We start from the raw sequence: 16,116 nt of genomic DNA on the forward strand, positions 1-16,116 counted from the left end.
TCTCGAAGGGCCTTGACTGCGAACTCGCAATCAGAATCAGAGGTCGATGATATCGACTTGATCGCCAAGTGCCTCTTTCGCCATATCGGCGACGAAGCGATGATGCGTGAAGAGTATGGGCTGAAGATGTAAACCGATGTCCGCTAGTGCCAGCAGACCTGCGCGGGTGCTCACTTCGTCAAAGGTCGTGAAGATATCGTCGCCAATGAAAGGGACAGGTTCGCTTTTTTTGGCGTAGTCGTCCAGGTAAGCCATTCTGAGCGCAAGATAAAGTTGGTCGCGCTGTCCTTCGCTTAATCCGTCAATGCAGACAGTCTTGCCGGTATCTCGAACCCCAACGAGTTGAGGCCGGTCGTTGTCTGGATCGAATTCTTGGTCGATGTGTGTGAAAGCGCCATTGGTGAGACTACGAAAAAGGATTCCGGCTGATTGCATTAGAGGAGCAGACTGAGTTGCACGGTGCTCTTCGATGACGCGGTTTAGCATATTAGCGCTCAAAGCCAGTGTGAGGTAGTCATGGGCAGCGGTCTCGATTTCTACTTCTGCACTCTTCAGTTGTTGCAGCGCGACTTCTGCCCCGGAACCGGATTCTGCGTCGATGAGCGCCTTCTCTTGGGCGGATTTATCGGCAAAGACCTGATTTATCGCGCCATCCTGTGCCGGAAAACCCTGAGCTAAAAGTTGAATTTCAATGAGGGTAGCTTGAGAATCAAATCCATTGAGTTCAGTTCGTAGTTGATCCTCTGGTAGACCGTCAGATTGAGCGATTAGGGTTGAACGCGCTGCAATGATTCTGCTCCGAATGGCTGTGGCTCGCTCAAGTCGTTCCAAAGTCGCGATGGGCTCACTTGTAAGCGCCAATTCGGACATTCGAGTTTGTACTAGCTTTGAATCCCGATCAGCATTGCGCTCCGCTGTTTCGAGGTTGGAAGACTCTTGCTCTACTTTGCTCTCAGCAGTCTCATAAAGGAGTTGTTGACGGGCCTGCCCTGCCACAATCTCGCTGAGCCGAATTGCTTGGTCAACTGGAGGAAGCTGCGGCAACTCTGGAGCGATAAGCTGGGTTAGGCGGTTGACCTCTTGTTCAAACTTCGTGATGTCACGGTCCATCCCGCGAACTCGTTTCATCTCACTCTCATATACGAGACGGCGTGCCGGAATATCACGCCAGACCTTCACCGCTGCGGCAACCGCAGCCAGACTTGCTTGAACATCGAAGCCGAGTGCTGCTGTAGCGACTTTCCAAGAAGCCGACCAGGCAGTTTCTTTCAACGTGTGTGCTGCTAGGTTTTTCTCGAACCTAGCCAATTGCTTGCGGCCATCCGCTGCCAACCCTTGACTGACAGCTCTATTGTTCCAAACAATCGCAAGCTCCTTCAGATGCTTATCTATCAGTATGAGTAGACTTTCTGTGGGAACAGCGGCTGGTTTCTCCAGTCCAACCTCACTCGAAAGAGCTTCGAGAGCCGTATGTAGCTCTGTTATCTGTGGATTGAGTGCAGCTAAGGCCGCTTCGTCGGCAATAAGCAATTCACGTTGCTCTGTGAGGAGCTTAACACTGTCGATCCAAGAGACCATCTCTCCCGGCGTTCCCGGCGATGACGTAACCGATGCCCATAAAGCCAACCACTCACTGCTAGTTTGGTTGAGTTGCGATGCGGTCTCCGTCTGTTGATCTTTGAGCTTAGATCGTTCATTCAGCTTGTTTGTTAGAGACTTTTGCTCAGTGTTGTATTGCGCGACCCTATCGGCATCTCGCGTGGCGGCATCGGCCAGACGATCAGCCTCACTGACCCGCGTTTCAAAAAGGTCAACAATCACGGGTCTGGAAGCTAATGCGACGGGTGCATCTTCGCCCAGAACCAATGGCCGGAGTTGTTGCCAACTTTCTTCTCGCACTTGACGAGCATCGGCGATTCGATCTGCTGATGCGACGGGCTCACCGGAGACAAGAACTTTGAGTGTTTTCTGTGCTTCTTCAATCGCCAAATCCAGCAGTTTGATTGCAGCCTCGGTTTGTCTCCGGCTATCTTCAATCTCCGAAAAGCGATTTCCGAGCCGGGCGAGGGCTTCCGGGGTGGGAAGTGTTAGGGTGGCGAGACTCTCTAACTTAGTCACCGAAGGCGACAAACGCGCTGAACGCTCTTCGAGCTTGCGTCGAGTTGTGGCAGAATCCCGGGCTAGAGTGCGGCTGCGTTCCAAGAGCGGGCGACTAGGTTCAAGAGCATCGAAGCGGGTTCGCCATGCAGCAGGGTCACCCAGCTCTCAAGTTTGACCATCCCCTTCCAGGTTTTCAAGGTTCGTCTTGGCCTCAGAGATGGACTCTTCTAATCTTTCCCGGTCTTGGGATAGCTTTTGGCCCTGCATTACCAAGTCTTCTAATTCCGCTAGCACAGCATCGGTGGGCTGGGAGGAATCAAGCTGATCCTCCGCTATACCAACACGGGCGGCCATGAGGGCAATTTCACGTTGTTTGCCTTCGGCTTCAGATGCAACTCGGGCGCGATCTCTCGTCGCGTCCTGATATTTTCCTATGTTGGTTTGAAGCGTTTGCACTGAAGCCTGATGCATAAGGATAGCGGCTTCCACGGTGATTCCGTTGAGCGCTGCCTTCGCTGCTGCTAACACTTCAGCAACGGAATCTCGCTTCTGGAGTGAAGTTCCCGATGCGGCAATCGCTGTGCGAAGACGAGTGATGGCTTGTTCGGAAAGTTCTGGAAGGTCGGAAAACTCCCGAATGTTCTCACACTCGGCATCGAGAATGTGAAGCTGAGGAGCTATGGTTCTTAGGCGAGTTAGGCGAGCGTGTTTCGCTCTGTCCGTGTCACGAGCTTGGCTCAATAACGCCAGTTGGGATTCGAGAGACTGTAACGCCGACCTCATCCCCTCAAGCGTCTCGGCCCGCAAGGTCCGCTTACGAATCTCTGAGCGGGCCTGGGTGTAAGCATCCGCCGCTTGGTCGAAGCGACGCTTGTTGGAACCCTTACCTGGCTTGAAGATCGTTCCCGCTTCCTCATCCAACTCGCGCCGGAGGCGAGTAATTCCTGAGAGACCGGAGGCCGCAGCGTAGAGTGTCGCCCCGACCTCGCCTTCGCTATCAAGCATCTCCTCAGCGCCCTCACGGAGCTGCGCACTATTGAGTCCAAAGGCGTGCGAAAAGACCGGTCGCGTGAGCCCTCCTAAAAACGGGTGGAGTGCAGTATCGTCGAGTGGTTTCCCGTCGCTTGCAAAGAGGACGTTTTTGTTCCCTTTACGACGCTTGAAGCAGAGCTGAGAGAGGTCGCGAGCCTGTAGAGTGGCACCAAGCCGCATTGTCTTTCCTTCATGCAGAAACGAAAACCGGGTCTGAGCTTCGATGCCAAAGAAGAGGTCTGTAATCCCTGCCAATGCGCAACTCTTGCCAGCGGCGTTACGCCCGTAGACAACATGCAAACGTGAGTCTGGTTTGAAGTGAAGGGTGCGATCGGTAAACGAGCCGTAGCGCTCAAGCTCAAGGGAAAGAATTCGCATTTAGAGTCTCCCTCCTTGAGTAGCGCCGGAGCGGCTTAGAAGAAGTTCGCGAGCTTCTGCAATCAGATTTTGTATATCTAGGTTGCCAAAAGCCGTCTCCTCGGAAGAACCCGCAGGGAGTTTGCGAACCAACTCCGCAATAAGCTCTTTCGTTTCCTTCTGTAAGGCTTCGGAAAGTGCGATGGTTTCGAGCGTGGAGCTCAGATCGAAAGCGTCTAGTGACGAGTTCGCGGCTGCGTCCACTTGAACGGGTTCCGTGGTTTCGAGTTTCAACTGCTCAAGCCAAATGTCCTGACCGCAGTGTTGCAAAGTGGCTTCAATATCGTCGCGTAGCTGGTCCTTTGCCGATCGAAGAGCGGAATGAAGAGCCGTGCAACCACGAAGGTGAATACGGACGAGGAGTAATCGTGCCTGTGAGTCTGCCTCAGCCTCAGCCACGATAGGCCGGATTAGGCTGCTGAGAAGATCGTGGACTTCGTTTGGGTCAGTCAGTCCCTCCACATCCACGGTAACGTCGAACCAGCGGGCGCGGTCCAAGATGAGCCTCTCCACAGTGACTTCGTCGTCTTTGACATGGACTAACAAAGCTCCTTTGGCTCCGCACTCATGGATGCCGCGCCCTTGTAAGTTGCCGGGAAAGAGAACGTGGGGGGCGGCGTGGAGCTGCTCGTATTCATGGATATGCCCGAGTGCCCAGTATTGATAGCCCTTAGTGACCAAATCCTCCAATGAACAGGGCGCATAGGGATCGTGGCCGGGGCGGCCATTGCAAGACGTGTGCAGAACACCAATATTGAACCAGCCAGCGCGGGCAGCAGGGTACGATGTTACGAAGTTTTCTGGTACTGCCCGGTTGGAGAAGCTACGACCGTGGATCGCTACCTTCAGGTCGTCGAGCAAAACTGTATCGGCAGACTTTGACGGAAACTCGAAAACTCCTTCCGGCAATCTAACGCTCTGTGTTACGACTGATACCGCATCATGGTTGCCGCGAAGCGTATAGACAAGGATGCCGGCACGAACCAAGCGGGAGACTTGGCGATTGAAGAAAAGTCCGATTGATGTGTCTTTCCACTCACCGTCGTAGATATCCCCAGCAACGATCAGAAACGAGACACGATGTGCGATGGCCTGGGTAACAAGCGCCGTGAAGGCTTCGCGGCTTGCAGTCGCCAACCGAGCGGCCAGTTCTGGATCTCGTGCAGCGATTCCGACCAAGGGGCTGCCTAGATGGAGATCGGCGGCGTGAATGAAGCTGAATGTCATTGCACCATAATACGAGCGCACCAGCGAGAGGAAGACCTGTTCTGTGGTCATAGTTCTTCTTTTTCCGTTCACTCGGCCACCGCTACGGTGTAAAAGCTACGCCCTTCGGCTCTGCGTTCAGAACTCGCGTACCGCGCCCTCCGGGTTTCGGACTCCTCCCCCCTCGCAGGCTCCGGGTCCCTTTCCAAAAACTTCTGCCCTTGGCAACGCGGCCATGCCGCGACTTGGGAGCAGCCACCTCCGCGCCCTTTGGGATGTGTCCCGATTGACCGGGCAAAAAGGAGAACACCATGCAGACACAACAGACCATCACCCTCTTCGGCACCGTCAGCAACTCAGCCACCAGCCGCATCTCCAAGAACGGCCACAAGTACACCGCCTTCGGAGTCGCAATCATCTCCGACCGCAATCTCCAGGCCTTTCACTACAACGTCGTTGCCTTCGGCAAGCAGGGCAGCTTCGCCAAACGCCTCGAAACAGGCACTCGCATCAAGCTAGTCATTCAGGCACAGTCCCAGCCGGACAACATCGCCATCACCCCACTTCTTACCGCAACCTTCGTGCGACCGGTTCATCCGGTTGCACGGGGGTAGTATAGGGTGACTTTTCCCATCCTAAAAACGCTCTCGTAATTACGATAGCGTCAGTTCCGCCCATCCGACGGGTTTGACTTAGTTAAAGAATTTGCGCTCCGTGTTTAACATCAAGATCGAATTCCCAGACCTCGATATTCGGCCCGATCAAGTGTCCTTGCGTTCTGACGTAATAGCTGGCTAGACTCACATCCTTCCGCATGTGTTTCAGGACGAATAAAATACGGCGGTAATGCTGAGGGCAGACGCTAAAGAGAAGCATCACTTCATTCATATTTCGTAATTTGGCACTTGGGATTCCGCTCGGGGTCCATGTGAAAGATTTGCACTCGACGAGGATTGCCGGGTCGTCGCTTCCCAGATCGAACCGATGAGGCTTTTTTCTTACGTATCCTACCGGCGCAATAAAATTTCGCTGCAAATTGATTCCTGTTTCTGCAAAGTATAGTTGTGCAGCCTCTTCAAACTCGTTTCCCACATGGGTATTACTCTTAGCGCCGACCCTTTGAAAATTATTTTCCATCCGTCAATCTCCCATGCCTCTCTATATAAAGAGAATGTATTCAGCCCAACGCTTACAGAATGTGTGTCCGAACTGCGGTATCAAGCCGCCGATGAACTAGAGATATCGTCGTCAGAATATCGAGCGCATCCTGCTCCGTGATATTCCAGTGAATTTTAGGAGCGTGTGCCGCAGTATTCCGGAACGCCCCGAACAAACCCTTAATAAGGTTCATGAGCCCGGAATGCTCGTTACGCTCGTTCTCTGTCCTCAGAGAATTAAAGGCGAGACGCGGGCATCCGGCCTTTCCGATACCCAAGGCTTCATCAACCAGTTGCGAGCCGTCGGAGCCCAGTCCAGTTTTCACGCGCAATTTTTCAGCAATGCTTTTGCTCGCCTCGAATACCGCGTGGAAGTAGTTATCGACAACAAGTTCGGCGCGACAGAACTTCAGCACGTCGGCGTGTACATTTCTCTCGACCAGAGCTTTTCGGAGGGCACTCGCAATTGCCTCCGATTCCGATAGCGTGCGCGCGGTTTTCACCTCGCGCAGCTTGCCGTCGTCTCCCAAAGTCAGACCGCTGAAGGCCAGGACACTGTTCAGTTTCCCTCGTTCCGACTCAAAATAATCCCGGCTGCCGACATGGCGCACTGGATTCATAACATGCGTGATGAATCCCAGGATGTTGTTGGCGCACCTGTCTAAGTTCTGTTTCTCTACAAGCGCAGCATAAAGCCTGTGGCGCTTCGTCATCTGCGGAATCGGATCAGGACAACCACATTCCCCCAAATATCGCCCGATCTCCGTCCCGGTCAGCCCTGTATCGGTTGCGCCCAGGATGTCGCATATCGCCTGTAAGTTTGCTTCGTCTAGTTTTGGTATGACAGCCATTTAATTGCACCCCATCTCTGCCCAACGACCTTCATCAAGAAGACTTTGGGATAGCCGGCAACGGTTCCCCCGCGAGCCCTTTACGCACGAGTCCAGCAATGAAGTCGGAGAAGGGAACTATGTCTTCTCCGACACTCGCCCGTTCGAGAGCATTCATGTAAACGTTGCGATCACTGACAGGTATAACCGTCCAGGGGTATCCACCAGATGCCAGCATCACGTTCATCAGAAAACGCCCAATGCGACCGTTTCCGTCCATGTAGGGATGAATGTAGACGAAGAGAAAATGCCCCAGCACGACGCGCACTGCCGGATGAGTCTCTTCCCGAAGAAGATCAAAAAACGCTGGCATAGCGTCCCTCACGGCATCGCGGTTGAGCGGGACGTGCATGGACTTCCGAATGTAGACCTGGCTATTTCGATATCCGGCAAGGTCAACGGGCTTCAAGATGCCGGATGCAACGCTCGGCGCGAAGAGTTCCCGATACCATGCCCCGTGTTCGTCGTCCGCGACTTGGCCGGGATTATCGCCGCGCAGAACCCGTCCAACGCCTTGTTGCACGGACTGGAACGCCAGCCAGTAGCCGCGCGCCGCCATCGCGTTCCGCTGCTCGCGGTCGCCCTCATTCGTCTCAGGGTTCCATGAGCCAGCGCGGACTCGCTCAATCAAGTCTGCCGTGACGCGGTAGCCTTCGATGGACAAGGAGTGGTAAGCGTCGGTGACATAGGTTTCGTTGACGCGCTTTAAGTAGGCCGCGATATTGCTCGGCGTCCCCGGCGCTTTCGGGAATCGCTCAATAATTGGCTCCCGCATCTTCTGCCAAAGCAGCCGTATTCGGTTTACATACGGGGATGTTTCACGGGTGCGGAGGACGAGGTTCGGCCTATCGCTGAATGGATCGTTTTCCCGAACAGCATAACCGGCAGCGGTCATCGTCTTCACAATGTCGTCCGCGATGCGATCGCGCCCGATGTTGCGAAACGCTCCGGCCAGACGCCCCGCAATGATGGTGTGTCCTCCGGCCAGCAGTCGGGCCAGGAGGCCAGAGGCATCGCGGACCATCAGCAGGACAGCCCGAACGTCAGTTGAGTTGTGGGAGAAGAAATTGGGAGAGCATTCGAGGAGGGCGGACTCCTGCGAGAAGACCTGCAGGCCGTCCACGACCTGCCGATCAGCAGCTACCGGCAGGGAGGAGCGAAGATCTAGTAGGGAAGTGCCATGCGGGAGCTTGGTAACGGCATTCCGGGCTTTCGGCGCCCTCACCATCAGTTGGCTAGGGACTGTCCAATTGGCGGCATGGAGCGACAGGGATTGTTCCGGGGAGAGGCTCCATTGCGTCCCGAAACGCTCTCTGAGGTAGACCGCGCAGAACTGCCAGTAGGAGGCGTACCATGCCGTGCTCTCGCCCGTAGTAGCGTTGTCTGGGCGACTCGGGATGAGCCAGCCCTTTAGAACCAGTTGGAGAAAGCCTTGAGCGAGCAGCCGCTCCCTGTGTGTGCGAGATAGATCCCTTGCACGAATGGCTGCGCCGCCGTCTGACTTCTGGAGCTTGGCAAGAGCCTCCAAGGACTGCGCTAGTTTCTCGGACGGTGTGGCCATGTTGCTCCCTTAGCTTTTCTCGCTGTACTGAAATTATCTTTTCATGTTGTACGCTTTTTATCTTATTATGTCGAGGCTAGAGGCGCTGGAGGCTGCTTAGTTCGGCCTGAGCTGATGACCTGCGCATGATACGGCATGGCGCAGCTTTATGGGAATCAAGCTAGGTTCTCCTAAATTTCTCTTGATAAGCGCAGGACATAACTGCGGTTTCTCGCTATCTTCACCGGTAGAAGTGAAAGGACGGTGATGGAAATGCCACCAAGGAAACCAAAGTCAATAAAGAAAAGGCTGCGCGTAAGCAGGGTGGGCGGCGTAATGTCGCGCAGGCGGCCCCGCGCGGCGAAGAGCAAGCGGCCTTATAAGGGCTGCCCGCTGAAAGTCACGATTGAATGCTTTTCGTGGCCGCCAATCACCGTCACGGTGCAGACGTTGGGCCTGACGCCGGAGCAGGTCGAGAAGTACGGCATCAAGCCGGGGCATCGTCTGTACTGGTGCTCTGAGTGCCGCTGCGTCTACTACCTCTCGAACAACTTCGCATACATCATCGGAAAGCGCGAAGTGGAGGGCAGCGACTTTATCCCCGGCGAGCTGCGCGGCGGGAGGTATATCGGAGGTCGTTAGACGAAACTAGGGGCCATGCCGGGGAAGTCGCGCGGTCATCCGTTGTCAGATTGTTTGAGAATCCTTGTGGCCCGCAACATGATTTGCTCGGCGGCTTCTTGTCCGAGCAGTGCCTTAGCAAACAAAGAGAACTGGATTGCCCGCATGGCGATCGGCTCGGCAACCAACTTGAGGTCGTCTTCGGAGAGGGTTTCGAGATCGGCGAGTACGTTTTCGGTTTCAAGATCGCAGAACGCCCACTTCAAGGCGGAGATGACCCGCCAAACGTATCTTTCTTCGAGCGGCAATTCGGCTAACGCGGCCAGGTAAGGCGCTGTGTCCTGCCCTCCGATATCGGCCTTGAGAAGCTCCAGATACGGCCTCATCTTTTCCGAACGGACGAGATCTTGGGACCCGGCCTCTTGTTGCAACGCACTAATTGGAATGCTCTGCGGGGTAGAGCGCATCATCGTGTCTCCCTGTGTATCCGAGTCCTAGCCTATACCGCCCATTTATACGGGGGGGCAACCCGCTCGGTTGGCCCCTGCCAAAAACGCCTGTCGCCCTGCCGCCGCAGGGTTATTTTCTCGGCAGCAAGGTCAGGGCTTGAGTGAGAGCTGAAACGAAAGCGCAACCCGCCGCCAGCGCATTCAATTTCGAGATCAGTTTTAGCGCGGCATAGAAGGGTTCCACACCAGCTATGTTCGAGCCATCGGGCATCTGGGTTCCGAGCGTCCCGAAGCCGGAATAGATTACAGGAACATTGATGAGTGCCGACCAGCCCCAGAAACCAGCGGCACCAAGGGCAAAAACCACACTGACAAGTGACAGGATCTTCATGAGGACAGCATAACGCTTCAGAGCCGAAACCCATTGTGGAACGACCACTCCACTCTCTTTAGTGTCCAGGCAACGCGCTGATTGGAATGCTCTGCGGGGTGGGGCGCATCATCCTGTCTCCCTGTGTATCCGAGTCTTAGCCTACATCGTCCATTTGTACGGGAGGCAAACGGCGAAAGCGCCCGGTTGGCCCCTGCCAAAGACGAGAGTTGGTTACAACTGCCACAAAAACTGCCACAGTCGCCAAAAACACAAGAGGCAAACCGTTTCCGATTTGCCTCTAAGTCTTTTATTATGAGATTGGTGCGGAGGAGGGGACTTGAACCCCGCTATCCGGGTTGACGCGCTAGACTGCAAGCTAGCGCGTTGTCGAGTGCAACGCATAAACTCGCCATCGCTATTAGCGCCTTGCTGGAGAAACGCTAATAGCGGTCCGCTCTATTAGCGCCGCCGATGATCAAGATCAGATGTTTGCGACTGAATCACGATGGGGTAGGGAGTTCGCATTCCCCAACGGAGGACTGAAACTGAGCCTCAAAAAGTGTGGGTAGTTTTGTGGGTACCCTGCCTCAAAAAGGTGGGTAATAACGGGTAATACCCACAGTCCAGCAACTTCTAAGAAGTGCCGTAAGTCTATTCCTATGAGCAGTATAGAGCGCCAACGAGCAACCCTGAAAAGAGGAAATCCCTAACTGTTAACCGAAGGGTTGTAGGTTCGAGTCCTACCTCAGGAGCCATTTAGAATCAACAAGATACAAGCCTAAAGGCGCCATGTAAGCCCCGAAAATCATACCGCAAAAGCGACGATTGCAGATACAAAGGTGATCGTCAGGTTTTAGTAAATCTTGCGAATCGGTTTGACGAAGGCCCATCCGTATGCTCCGAGCATGAAGATATTGTCTGTCGTGTCGATCAACGACATGCCTGCGACGAAGAGCGCAGGGAGGGCCATAATCGACCACAAAGACAGCCCCTTCGGCGCTTCCAAAGCCGAAATCCCCAGCAGACCAATCTCCGTGGCTGTGTCGAATCCAAGCCCGAACAAAATGCCCAAAGGGTACATGTGCCAGCTGCGATGGATCATGTTGAAGATGGGACGAAACAATCGAGAGAGGAAACCTCGACTACCAAGCAGCAGATCGAAATCTTCCTCCATGTACGGCTCTCCGCGTCTGACCCGCTTGAACGCTTGAAAAATGGAGCGAAGAACGACAGGATTCGCGATGGCAATTCCGAACAGGAAGAGCGTCGACACCATTGTGCCGACAGTTTCTCCGATCTCTCGCGCGGTTTCAAAACGGTGTTGCGGTGCGGAGGCAGTCGTCGCAATCGCAATCGAACCGATAACGACGACCGTTCTGCGATCTGTCGGTCAGCGCCGAACGTGAAAGAGGCGATCGTCGATGGGCGTACCATGCCCTGATGAGCCTTCGACATCAGTGACTTGGAACCAGGCTCGTCGTCGCTTATACGAGCTTCGTGCGTCTCGCATTGCGCGCCGGTGTGGGGGCCGGACCGAGCATCTTCGGCCTGGAGGCGTTCTGTTCGGGCAATTGGTCGTGCAGCACCACATTGAGGAGAGTCTTGTGGACTCGAATGCGACCGTTGTAGTCGATATAGCCCAGGCTGCGGAAGCGATTCATGAAAAAGCTGACACGTGATCGGGTGGTGCCGATCATCTCCGCGAGCGCTTCCTGCGTGATCGGTGGGAGCAGCGTCTCCGGCTCGCCGGGTTGACCGAACTCCGCCATCAGCAGCAGGGTTCGTGCGAGCCGTCTTTCACTTGAATTGAAGAGTTGGTCGACCAGGTCTGCTTCTGTCTTTGCGTTCTTCAGCAGGAGGAATTGGAGGAAGAAATCCGAGAAGTCATGCTCTTCATGCATCACGCGGAGCATCTCCTTCCTCTCCACCTCGAGCAGAGTACAGAGGGTAAGGGCAGTGGCTGTGGTTGTTCGAAGGCCGTCAGCATTCTGCATCGCCTCTTCGCCGAAGAAGTCTCCAGCAGCGAGAAGCGAGACCGTGGCTTCCTTACCCCGTTTCGACACGACGCTGAGTTCTGCGCGGCCAGCCTGCAGAAAGAAAACGGAATCCGCAGACTCTCCCTGAGAAAAGGCGATGCCTTTAGTCTTCAGGTGGACGATTCGTCTTCCCGTTCCTGGAGTTGCGAGGAATAGGTCTAGTTTGAACGGCTTTTTGTTCGATCCATCCATCGGGACAGCCTCTTTTTCGATACGTCCGCATCGGTAAACCCTCGTCCAATGACGCTTACGAGAAGTACGGATTCTGATCTGGCGCTGGATGAAAGCTCGCTGTCCATAGTGCGAGTATCCGCCAAACACAAAGGCTGGAGTGAGCAATATTGCTCTTTCTCGCACCGAGCCGGAGACGGCACTCAGTTCGCTTCTCATAGAGCAATACGACACAGTCTTATTTCAACTGCTCGCTCATACTCGACGCAGGTTCCCAATACCCCTTCACCACATCGGCTGGCAATCTTCACGGGCCGGTGAAAAGTCCCCCTCTGCGCACTGCTCTTGAGGAGATCCCATGCGGCGCCTGTCTTTGATTCTCGTACCGTTGATGCTGCTTCCGTGGCTTTGGAAGTCAGGGACGATCGACGCCGCGCAACAGGCGCCTGAGTCGGCCCTGGTCCAGCAGGCGGCTGCTGCAAAGCCCGCGGAGTTTGCCGGCTCAGAGACGTGCGTTCTATGCCATACCGATATTGCGAAGAAGTTCGCGTCGAACCCACATTCCGAACTGGCGCTGCTGCATGGCGGCAAGGGCGCCACCTGTGAGAGCTGCCATGGACCAGGACAAGCGCACGTTGCTTCTGGCGGAGATCCAACCAAGATTCTGCAACTGGGCAAGATGTCCGCGAAGCAGATCGATACGACGTGTCTCGGCTGCCATGCAAGTGCTCATCCAGACTTCCTGCGTTCGGACCACGGCAAGGCCGGCGTAAGCTGCACCAGTTGCCACAGCATTCACGGTCTTGCTCCCGCGAACATTCCAGCGGACCCCGCAACGCCCGTCGCGAACGCCGGAAAGAAAACACGTCTCAGTGCGCGCCTGTTTGGCGTATTGAAGCCTGACGCGAGCGTGAGCGATCCATTGCAATGGACGACCGCTTCACTCGAACGGCCGGGGCAGAATCCGGACCTGCTCAAAGCTCCTCAACCGCAGCTCTGTTTCAGCTGCCATAGCGACGTGAAGCCTGCGTTTAGCCAGCCCTTCCATCACAAGGTGAACGAAGGCCTGATGAAGTGCACGGACTGCCACGACACGCATGGGACCTTCGGCAACAATCAGCTTCGGTCGACTGCCGACCAGAACATGATCTGTGTGAAATGCCACACGGAGACGCGCGGTCCTTTTGTCTTCGAACACGCGGCTGTGAAGGCGGAAGGCTGCGTCGGCTGCCACTCGCCGCATGGTTCGCAAAACGCACGGCTGTTGAACGTGCCCAACATCAACCAGATGTGCAACGAGTGCCACAGCCCGGTTGCCGCTGGAACGATCCATGGCATGGGATCCGGGTCTGCTGAGGTGCAGTCCTGCGTCAGTTGCCACACCATGATCCACGGATCGAACATCAATGCCGCCTTTATCCGGTGACGAGTGAGCCAGCCGACACGCCGCAAAGCGATGCCGCATGATGAGTCCCATAGAACGCGCTTCACCGCAGACGAGGCTTGAGATGACGAAGATCGACTGCTTCATTCGGTTGCACAAAGATCAAGCCCGTCGCGTATTGCTTGCGGGGCTGCTGATGAGTGCTGGATCAGCGTCCGGCCAGACCGTCGTACCCAATCCGCTAACTCCGGTCGCGCCACCTGCGGCCGCCGCGTCAACGGCTCCTGATTCACCGTCTCCCGCCGCGCCTGCGGCACCCGAGCAGGCGCCGGGGAACGGGTATGCGATCCACCAGACGGCCGACCTGGGCGGCCATATCGCCGGAGTCTCGGGCAGCGGCGCAATGTATGACACGTTGGTGAATCTTCATTCCGGTCCCCGTATCCTTGGGCAGACTTTTACGATGCATGCCCTTCCGGGCAGCAAGCATTTTCTTGTGGATTCGCTTTCAGCGTCCGGCAGTGGCTTTGGCGGCGACCCCATCAACTTCGCCCGACTGTCTTTCTTCAAAGGCAAGCTCTACGAGTTCAGCGGAACGTTCCGTCGCGACCGGCAGTACTTCGACTACGACCTGCTGGCCAATCCAAGCATTCCATCCGGCATTTCGACTCCTTACGGCATGGTTGCCGGTGTGCCAACCGCCGCATCGCTGGCGCAGCCGCAGGTCAATCAATCGCCTGTGATGTTCAATACCGTCCGCAGGATGACGGACACCACTTTGACGCTCCTGCCGCTTTCGAAGATCTCGTTCCGCCTGGGCTATTCCCAGAACATCTTTCAGGGACCAAGCCTGAGCCCGGGTTACTTGATCGGTAAGTCCGATCTATTGCTTCGCGAATACCAGCGCAACAGCACCGATGACTTCACGGCTGCGATGATCTGGAAGCCGCTTCAACTGACCAGCTTCACCTTCGAAGAACAGGTGGACCACTATAAGGCGGACTCCTACTTCACCATCGCCCCAGGTCAGTTCAACGTGCAGGAGGCGGATGGTACGCCTGCCGCTCTGGGCAATTGGGATGCGACGGCGTCGCCGTATTCCATCGCCTCCTGTAACACGGCGAGTATGGGCGGCGCTTACACCAATGCGACTAACTACACGCTCCTGTCAGCTCCACAGACTGCAGGTGGTCTTCCGATCATCCATCCCGCCTGCGATGTCACGACGAGCTACCTGCGTTCACAGCCGACGCGTGTTCTCTTGCCCACGGAGATGCTCCGCTTTCAGAGCTCGAGTATCAAGAAGCTCGCTCTTAATGGTGACCTCCGGTACACGATCGCGAACAGCAATCTCGCGAATTACTATGAGAACTTTCAGGGGCTCGACGGAGCGATTCGCAACTACACCTTGACGGGCAATGCGTCTGTCCAGCGCCGGATGGTGAGCTCGGACCTCGGTATTACCTGGCAGGCAGCGAAAACGATTGCCCTGTCGGAGCAGCTCGACTTTTCCAACGTTCATCAGCCTGGCAGCGCGAATATTACTCCGGGTATTACGCAGAATGCTCCGGTGACCGCAGGCAACGAGACCATCAGTTATGCAGGGCCATTGGTTGCGGGAGCTGCCTACAGTATTGAAGGCAATCCTACTGGCGTGCCGCTCTACGGTTACTTTGGACAGAAGTTCTTGACGAACAATGCGACTGTTAGCTGGGACGCATCCTCTCGTGCGACGCTGACGTTCACTTACCGTTACAAAACCCATAGCATCGTGCAGGGAGCTGGATCGGGTGCGTCCAGTCTTTTAGTGACGGTCGAAGAAAATGGCGGCATCTTCAACGTAGCCTTCCGGCCGACAGCAAAATGGAAGATGAATGGTACGGTCGAGATGCTCTATGCCGACAATGCCTTGACGCCCATCGGTCCGAGGCAGACGAAGCATTATCGGTTTCATACCCTATACAGGCTCAGACCCTGGGCGACGCTCTCGGGCGCGTTCAACGATCTGGAGCGGCATAACAACACGTTCAACACCGGTGTGACGCCGATTGACGGACCACTTCAGCATGTCGATCACACACGCAATGTGGGTGTCGGTCTGTCGGTTGCGCCGAACGAACACTACGGGTTCGAGATCAGTTACGACTACTCGGATGTTTATATCTCGTCGAACATCTGCTACCTGAACGGCGCGACCACAACGCTGCCCGGCGCCGCCTCGACCACGAGCAGTGGAGCGCCGAATATCTGTCCGGGAGTGTTTGTGCGAGGATCGACAACGGTACTCTCGGATTGGGGTCCGACGAAAGATTTCATGGACGCGCCGACGCAGTTCGCATCCGTCGGGATCACTTATTCGCCGAACAAGAAGGTGCGCACAGCCGCTGGATATCGCATCAGCGCGGTGAGCGGCAACCAGTTCTTCGCCAACGCGCAACAGGTGAACGGCTCGCTTCAGTCCGCGTATCAGTCTCCTTATCTCAACTTAGCCTGGACGGTTCACCCGGGCTTGATCTGGAAGGCGGAATACAACTACTACGGCTATGGCGAAGGCGGTCCATCGGGCGCACCCTTCTGCAGCAACTCGACGTCTGTGACCTCTGTCGTCGTCCCTTGCAATTCTCCGACCCTGACCGGTCCCACGGGCTTGACGGAACCATCCTCCGGCTTGAGCGCGCCGAGAAATGTGCATGCGAACATCGTCACTCTGTCGATGCACTACGAGTTCTAACAAGCGCTG

The 16,116-nt window shown here is 55.6% G+C and carries 14 protein-coding genes; 4 read left to right on the plus strand and 10 right to left on the minus strand.

Annotation, left to right across the window (positions count from 1 at the left end; genetic code table 11):
- Nucleotides 1–36: 36 nt before the first annotated feature.
- The 3 genes from CHB87_RS06090 to CHB87_RS06100 all read right to left on the minus strand — a co-directional run bounded on the left by CHB87_RS06090 (nt 37) and on the right by CHB87_RS06100 (nt 4,827).
- Nucleotides 37–2,202: an ATP-binding protein gene (locus CHB87_RS06090; RefSeq protein ID WP_142988240.1), complete on the minus strand. Its 2,166-nt coding sequence runs from the start codon at nt 2,200–2,202 to the stop codon at nt 37–39.
- A 63-nt stretch (nt 2,203–2,265) separates the two neighbouring features.
- A complete protein-coding gene (locus CHB87_RS06095; protein ID WP_089407550.1) occupies nt 2,266–3,510 on the minus strand; it encodes a YhaN family protein in 1,245 nt (414 codons plus the stop codon).
- Nucleotides 3,511–4,827: a metallophosphoesterase family protein gene (locus CHB87_RS06100; protein WP_217897015.1), complete on the minus strand. Its 1,317-nt coding sequence runs from the start codon at nt 4,825–4,827 to the stop codon at nt 3,511–3,513.
- A 239-nt stretch (nt 4,828–5,066) separates the two neighbouring features.
- Between CHB87_RS06100 and CHB87_RS06105 the strand changes: the two genes are divergently transcribed.
- Nucleotides 5,067–5,369, plus strand: coding sequence for a single-stranded DNA-binding protein (locus tag CHB87_RS06105; protein ID WP_089407551.1), 303 nt, complete (start codon nt 5,067–5,069; stop codon nt 5,367–5,369).
- An 82-nt stretch (nt 5,370–5,451) separates the two neighbouring features.
- Here CHB87_RS06105 and CHB87_RS06110 read toward each other — a convergent pair whose 3' ends face one another.
- The 3 genes from CHB87_RS06110 to CHB87_RS06120 are packed head-to-tail and all read right to left on the minus strand — an operon-like array spanning nt 5,452 to nt 8,363.
- The gene (locus tag CHB87_RS06110; RefSeq protein ID WP_089407552.1) at nt 5,452–5,892 is read right to left on the minus strand and encodes a hypothetical protein; all 441 of its coding nucleotides are present in this window, start codon (nt 5,890–5,892) and stop codon (nt 5,452–5,454) included.
- A gap of 52 nt (nt 5,893–5,944) precedes the next feature.
- Nucleotides 5,945–6,763: a TIGR02391 family protein gene (locus tag CHB87_RS06115; RefSeq protein WP_089407553.1), complete on the minus strand. Its 819-nt coding sequence runs from the start codon at nt 6,761–6,763 to the stop codon at nt 5,945–5,947.
- A gap of 34 nt (nt 6,764–6,797) precedes the next feature.
- Complete coding sequence (locus CHB87_RS06120) at nt 6,798–8,363, minus strand: Fic family protein (protein ID WP_089407554.1); 1,566 nt, start codon at nt 8,361–8,363, stop codon at nt 6,798–6,800.
- Nucleotides 8,364–8,678: 315 nt separating this feature from the next.
- Here CHB87_RS06120 and CHB87_RS06125 point away from each other — a divergent pair, with 315 nt between their 5' ends.
- Nucleotides 8,679–8,984, plus strand: coding sequence for a hypothetical protein (locus CHB87_RS06125; protein ID WP_089407555.1), 306 nt, complete (start codon nt 8,679–8,681; stop codon nt 8,982–8,984).
- Nucleotides 8,985–9,019: 35 nt separating this feature from the next.
- Here the strand turns inward: CHB87_RS06125 and CHB87_RS06130 are convergent, their stop codons facing one another.
- The 4 genes from CHB87_RS06130 to CHB87_RS06145 all read right to left on the minus strand — a co-directional run bounded on the left by CHB87_RS06130 (nt 9,020) and on the right by CHB87_RS06145 (nt 12,013).
- A complete protein-coding gene (locus CHB87_RS06130) occupies nt 9,020–9,433 on the minus strand; it encodes a hypothetical protein (protein WP_089407556.1) in 414 nt (137 codons plus the stop codon).
- Between the two features lie 109 nt (nt 9,434–9,542).
- Nucleotides 9,543–9,851, minus strand: coding sequence for a hypothetical protein (locus CHB87_RS06135; RefSeq protein WP_142988241.1), 309 nt, complete (start codon nt 9,849–9,851; stop codon nt 9,543–9,545).
- 787 nt (nt 9,852–10,638) lie between these two features.
- Nucleotides 10,639–11,148: a HoxN/HupN/NixA family nickel/cobalt transporter gene (locus CHB87_RS06140; RefSeq protein WP_089407558.1), complete on the minus strand. Its 510-nt coding sequence runs from the start codon at nt 11,146–11,148 to the stop codon at nt 10,639–10,641.
- 121 nt (nt 11,149–11,269) lie between these two features.
- A complete protein-coding gene (locus CHB87_RS06145; protein WP_089407559.1) occupies nt 11,270–12,013 on the minus strand; it encodes a Crp/Fnr family transcriptional regulator in 744 nt (247 codons plus the stop codon).
- Nucleotides 12,014–12,350: 337 nt separating this feature from the next.
- Here CHB87_RS06145 and CHB87_RS06150 point away from each other — a divergent pair, with 337 nt between their 5' ends.
- Nucleotides 12,351–13,418, plus strand: a complete 1,068-nt coding sequence (locus CHB87_RS06150; protein ID WP_089407560.1) for a DmsE family decaheme c-type cytochrome — start codon at nt 12,351–12,353, stop codon at nt 13,416–13,418.
- A 154-nt stretch (nt 13,419–13,572) separates the two neighbouring features.
- Nucleotides 13,573–16,107 carry a hypothetical protein gene (locus CHB87_RS06155; RefSeq protein ID WP_142988242.1) on the plus strand — a complete coding sequence of 845 codons (2,535 nt, stop codon included), beginning with the start codon at nt 13,573–13,575 and terminating at the stop codon, nt 16,105–16,107.
- Nucleotides 16,108–16,116: the final 9 nt, after the last annotated feature.

This window comes from Granulicella rosea, assembly GCF_900188085.1.
Taxonomy (GTDB): Bacteria; Acidobacteriota; Terriglobia; order Terriglobales; family Acidobacteriaceae; genus Edaphobacter; species Edaphobacter rosea.

What these genes read in the sequence shown, in the direction of transcription:
- CHB87_RS06095 (WP_089407550.1), bottom strand. Translation starts at nt 3,510, where the DNA reads ATGCGAATTCTTTCCCTTGAGCTTGAGCGCTACGGCTCGTTTACCGAT.
- CHB87_RS06100 (WP_217897015.1), bottom strand. Translation starts at nt 4,827, where the DNA reads ATGACCACAGAACAGGTCTTCCTCTCGCTGGTGCGCTCGTATTATGGT.
- CHB87_RS06105 (WP_089407551.1), top strand. Translation starts at nt 5,067, where the DNA reads ATGCAGACACAACAGACCATCACCCTCTTCGGCACCGTCAGCAACTCA.
- CHB87_RS06110 (WP_089407552.1), bottom strand. Translation starts at nt 5,892, where the DNA reads ATGGAAAATAATTTTCAAAGGGTCGGCGCTAAGAGTAATACCCATGTG.
- CHB87_RS06115 (WP_089407553.1), bottom strand. Translation starts at nt 6,763, where the DNA reads ATGGCTGTCATACCAAAACTAGACGAAGCAAACTTACAGGCGATATGC.
- CHB87_RS06120 (WP_089407554.1), bottom strand. Translation starts at nt 8,363, where the DNA reads ATGGCCACACCGTCCGAGAAACTAGCGCAGTCCTTGGAGGCTCTTGCC.
- CHB87_RS06125 (WP_089407555.1), top strand. Translation starts at nt 8,679, where the DNA reads ATGTCGCGCAGGCGGCCCCGCGCGGCGAAGAGCAAGCGGCCTTATAAG.
- CHB87_RS06130 (WP_089407556.1), bottom strand. Translation starts at nt 9,433, where the DNA reads ATGATGCGCTCTACCCCGCAGAGCATTCCAATTAGTGCGTTGCAACAA.
- CHB87_RS06145 (WP_089407559.1), bottom strand. Translation starts at nt 12,013, where the DNA reads ATGGATGGATCGAACAAAAAGCCGTTCAAACTAGACCTATTCCTCGCA.
- CHB87_RS06150 (WP_089407560.1), top strand. Translation starts at nt 12,351, where the DNA reads ATGCGGCGCCTGTCTTTGATTCTCGTACCGTTGATGCTGCTTCCGTGG.
- CHB87_RS06155 (WP_142988242.1), top strand. Translation starts at nt 13,573, where the DNA reads ATGAGTGCTGGATCAGCGTCCGGCCAGACCGTCGTACCCAATCCGCTA.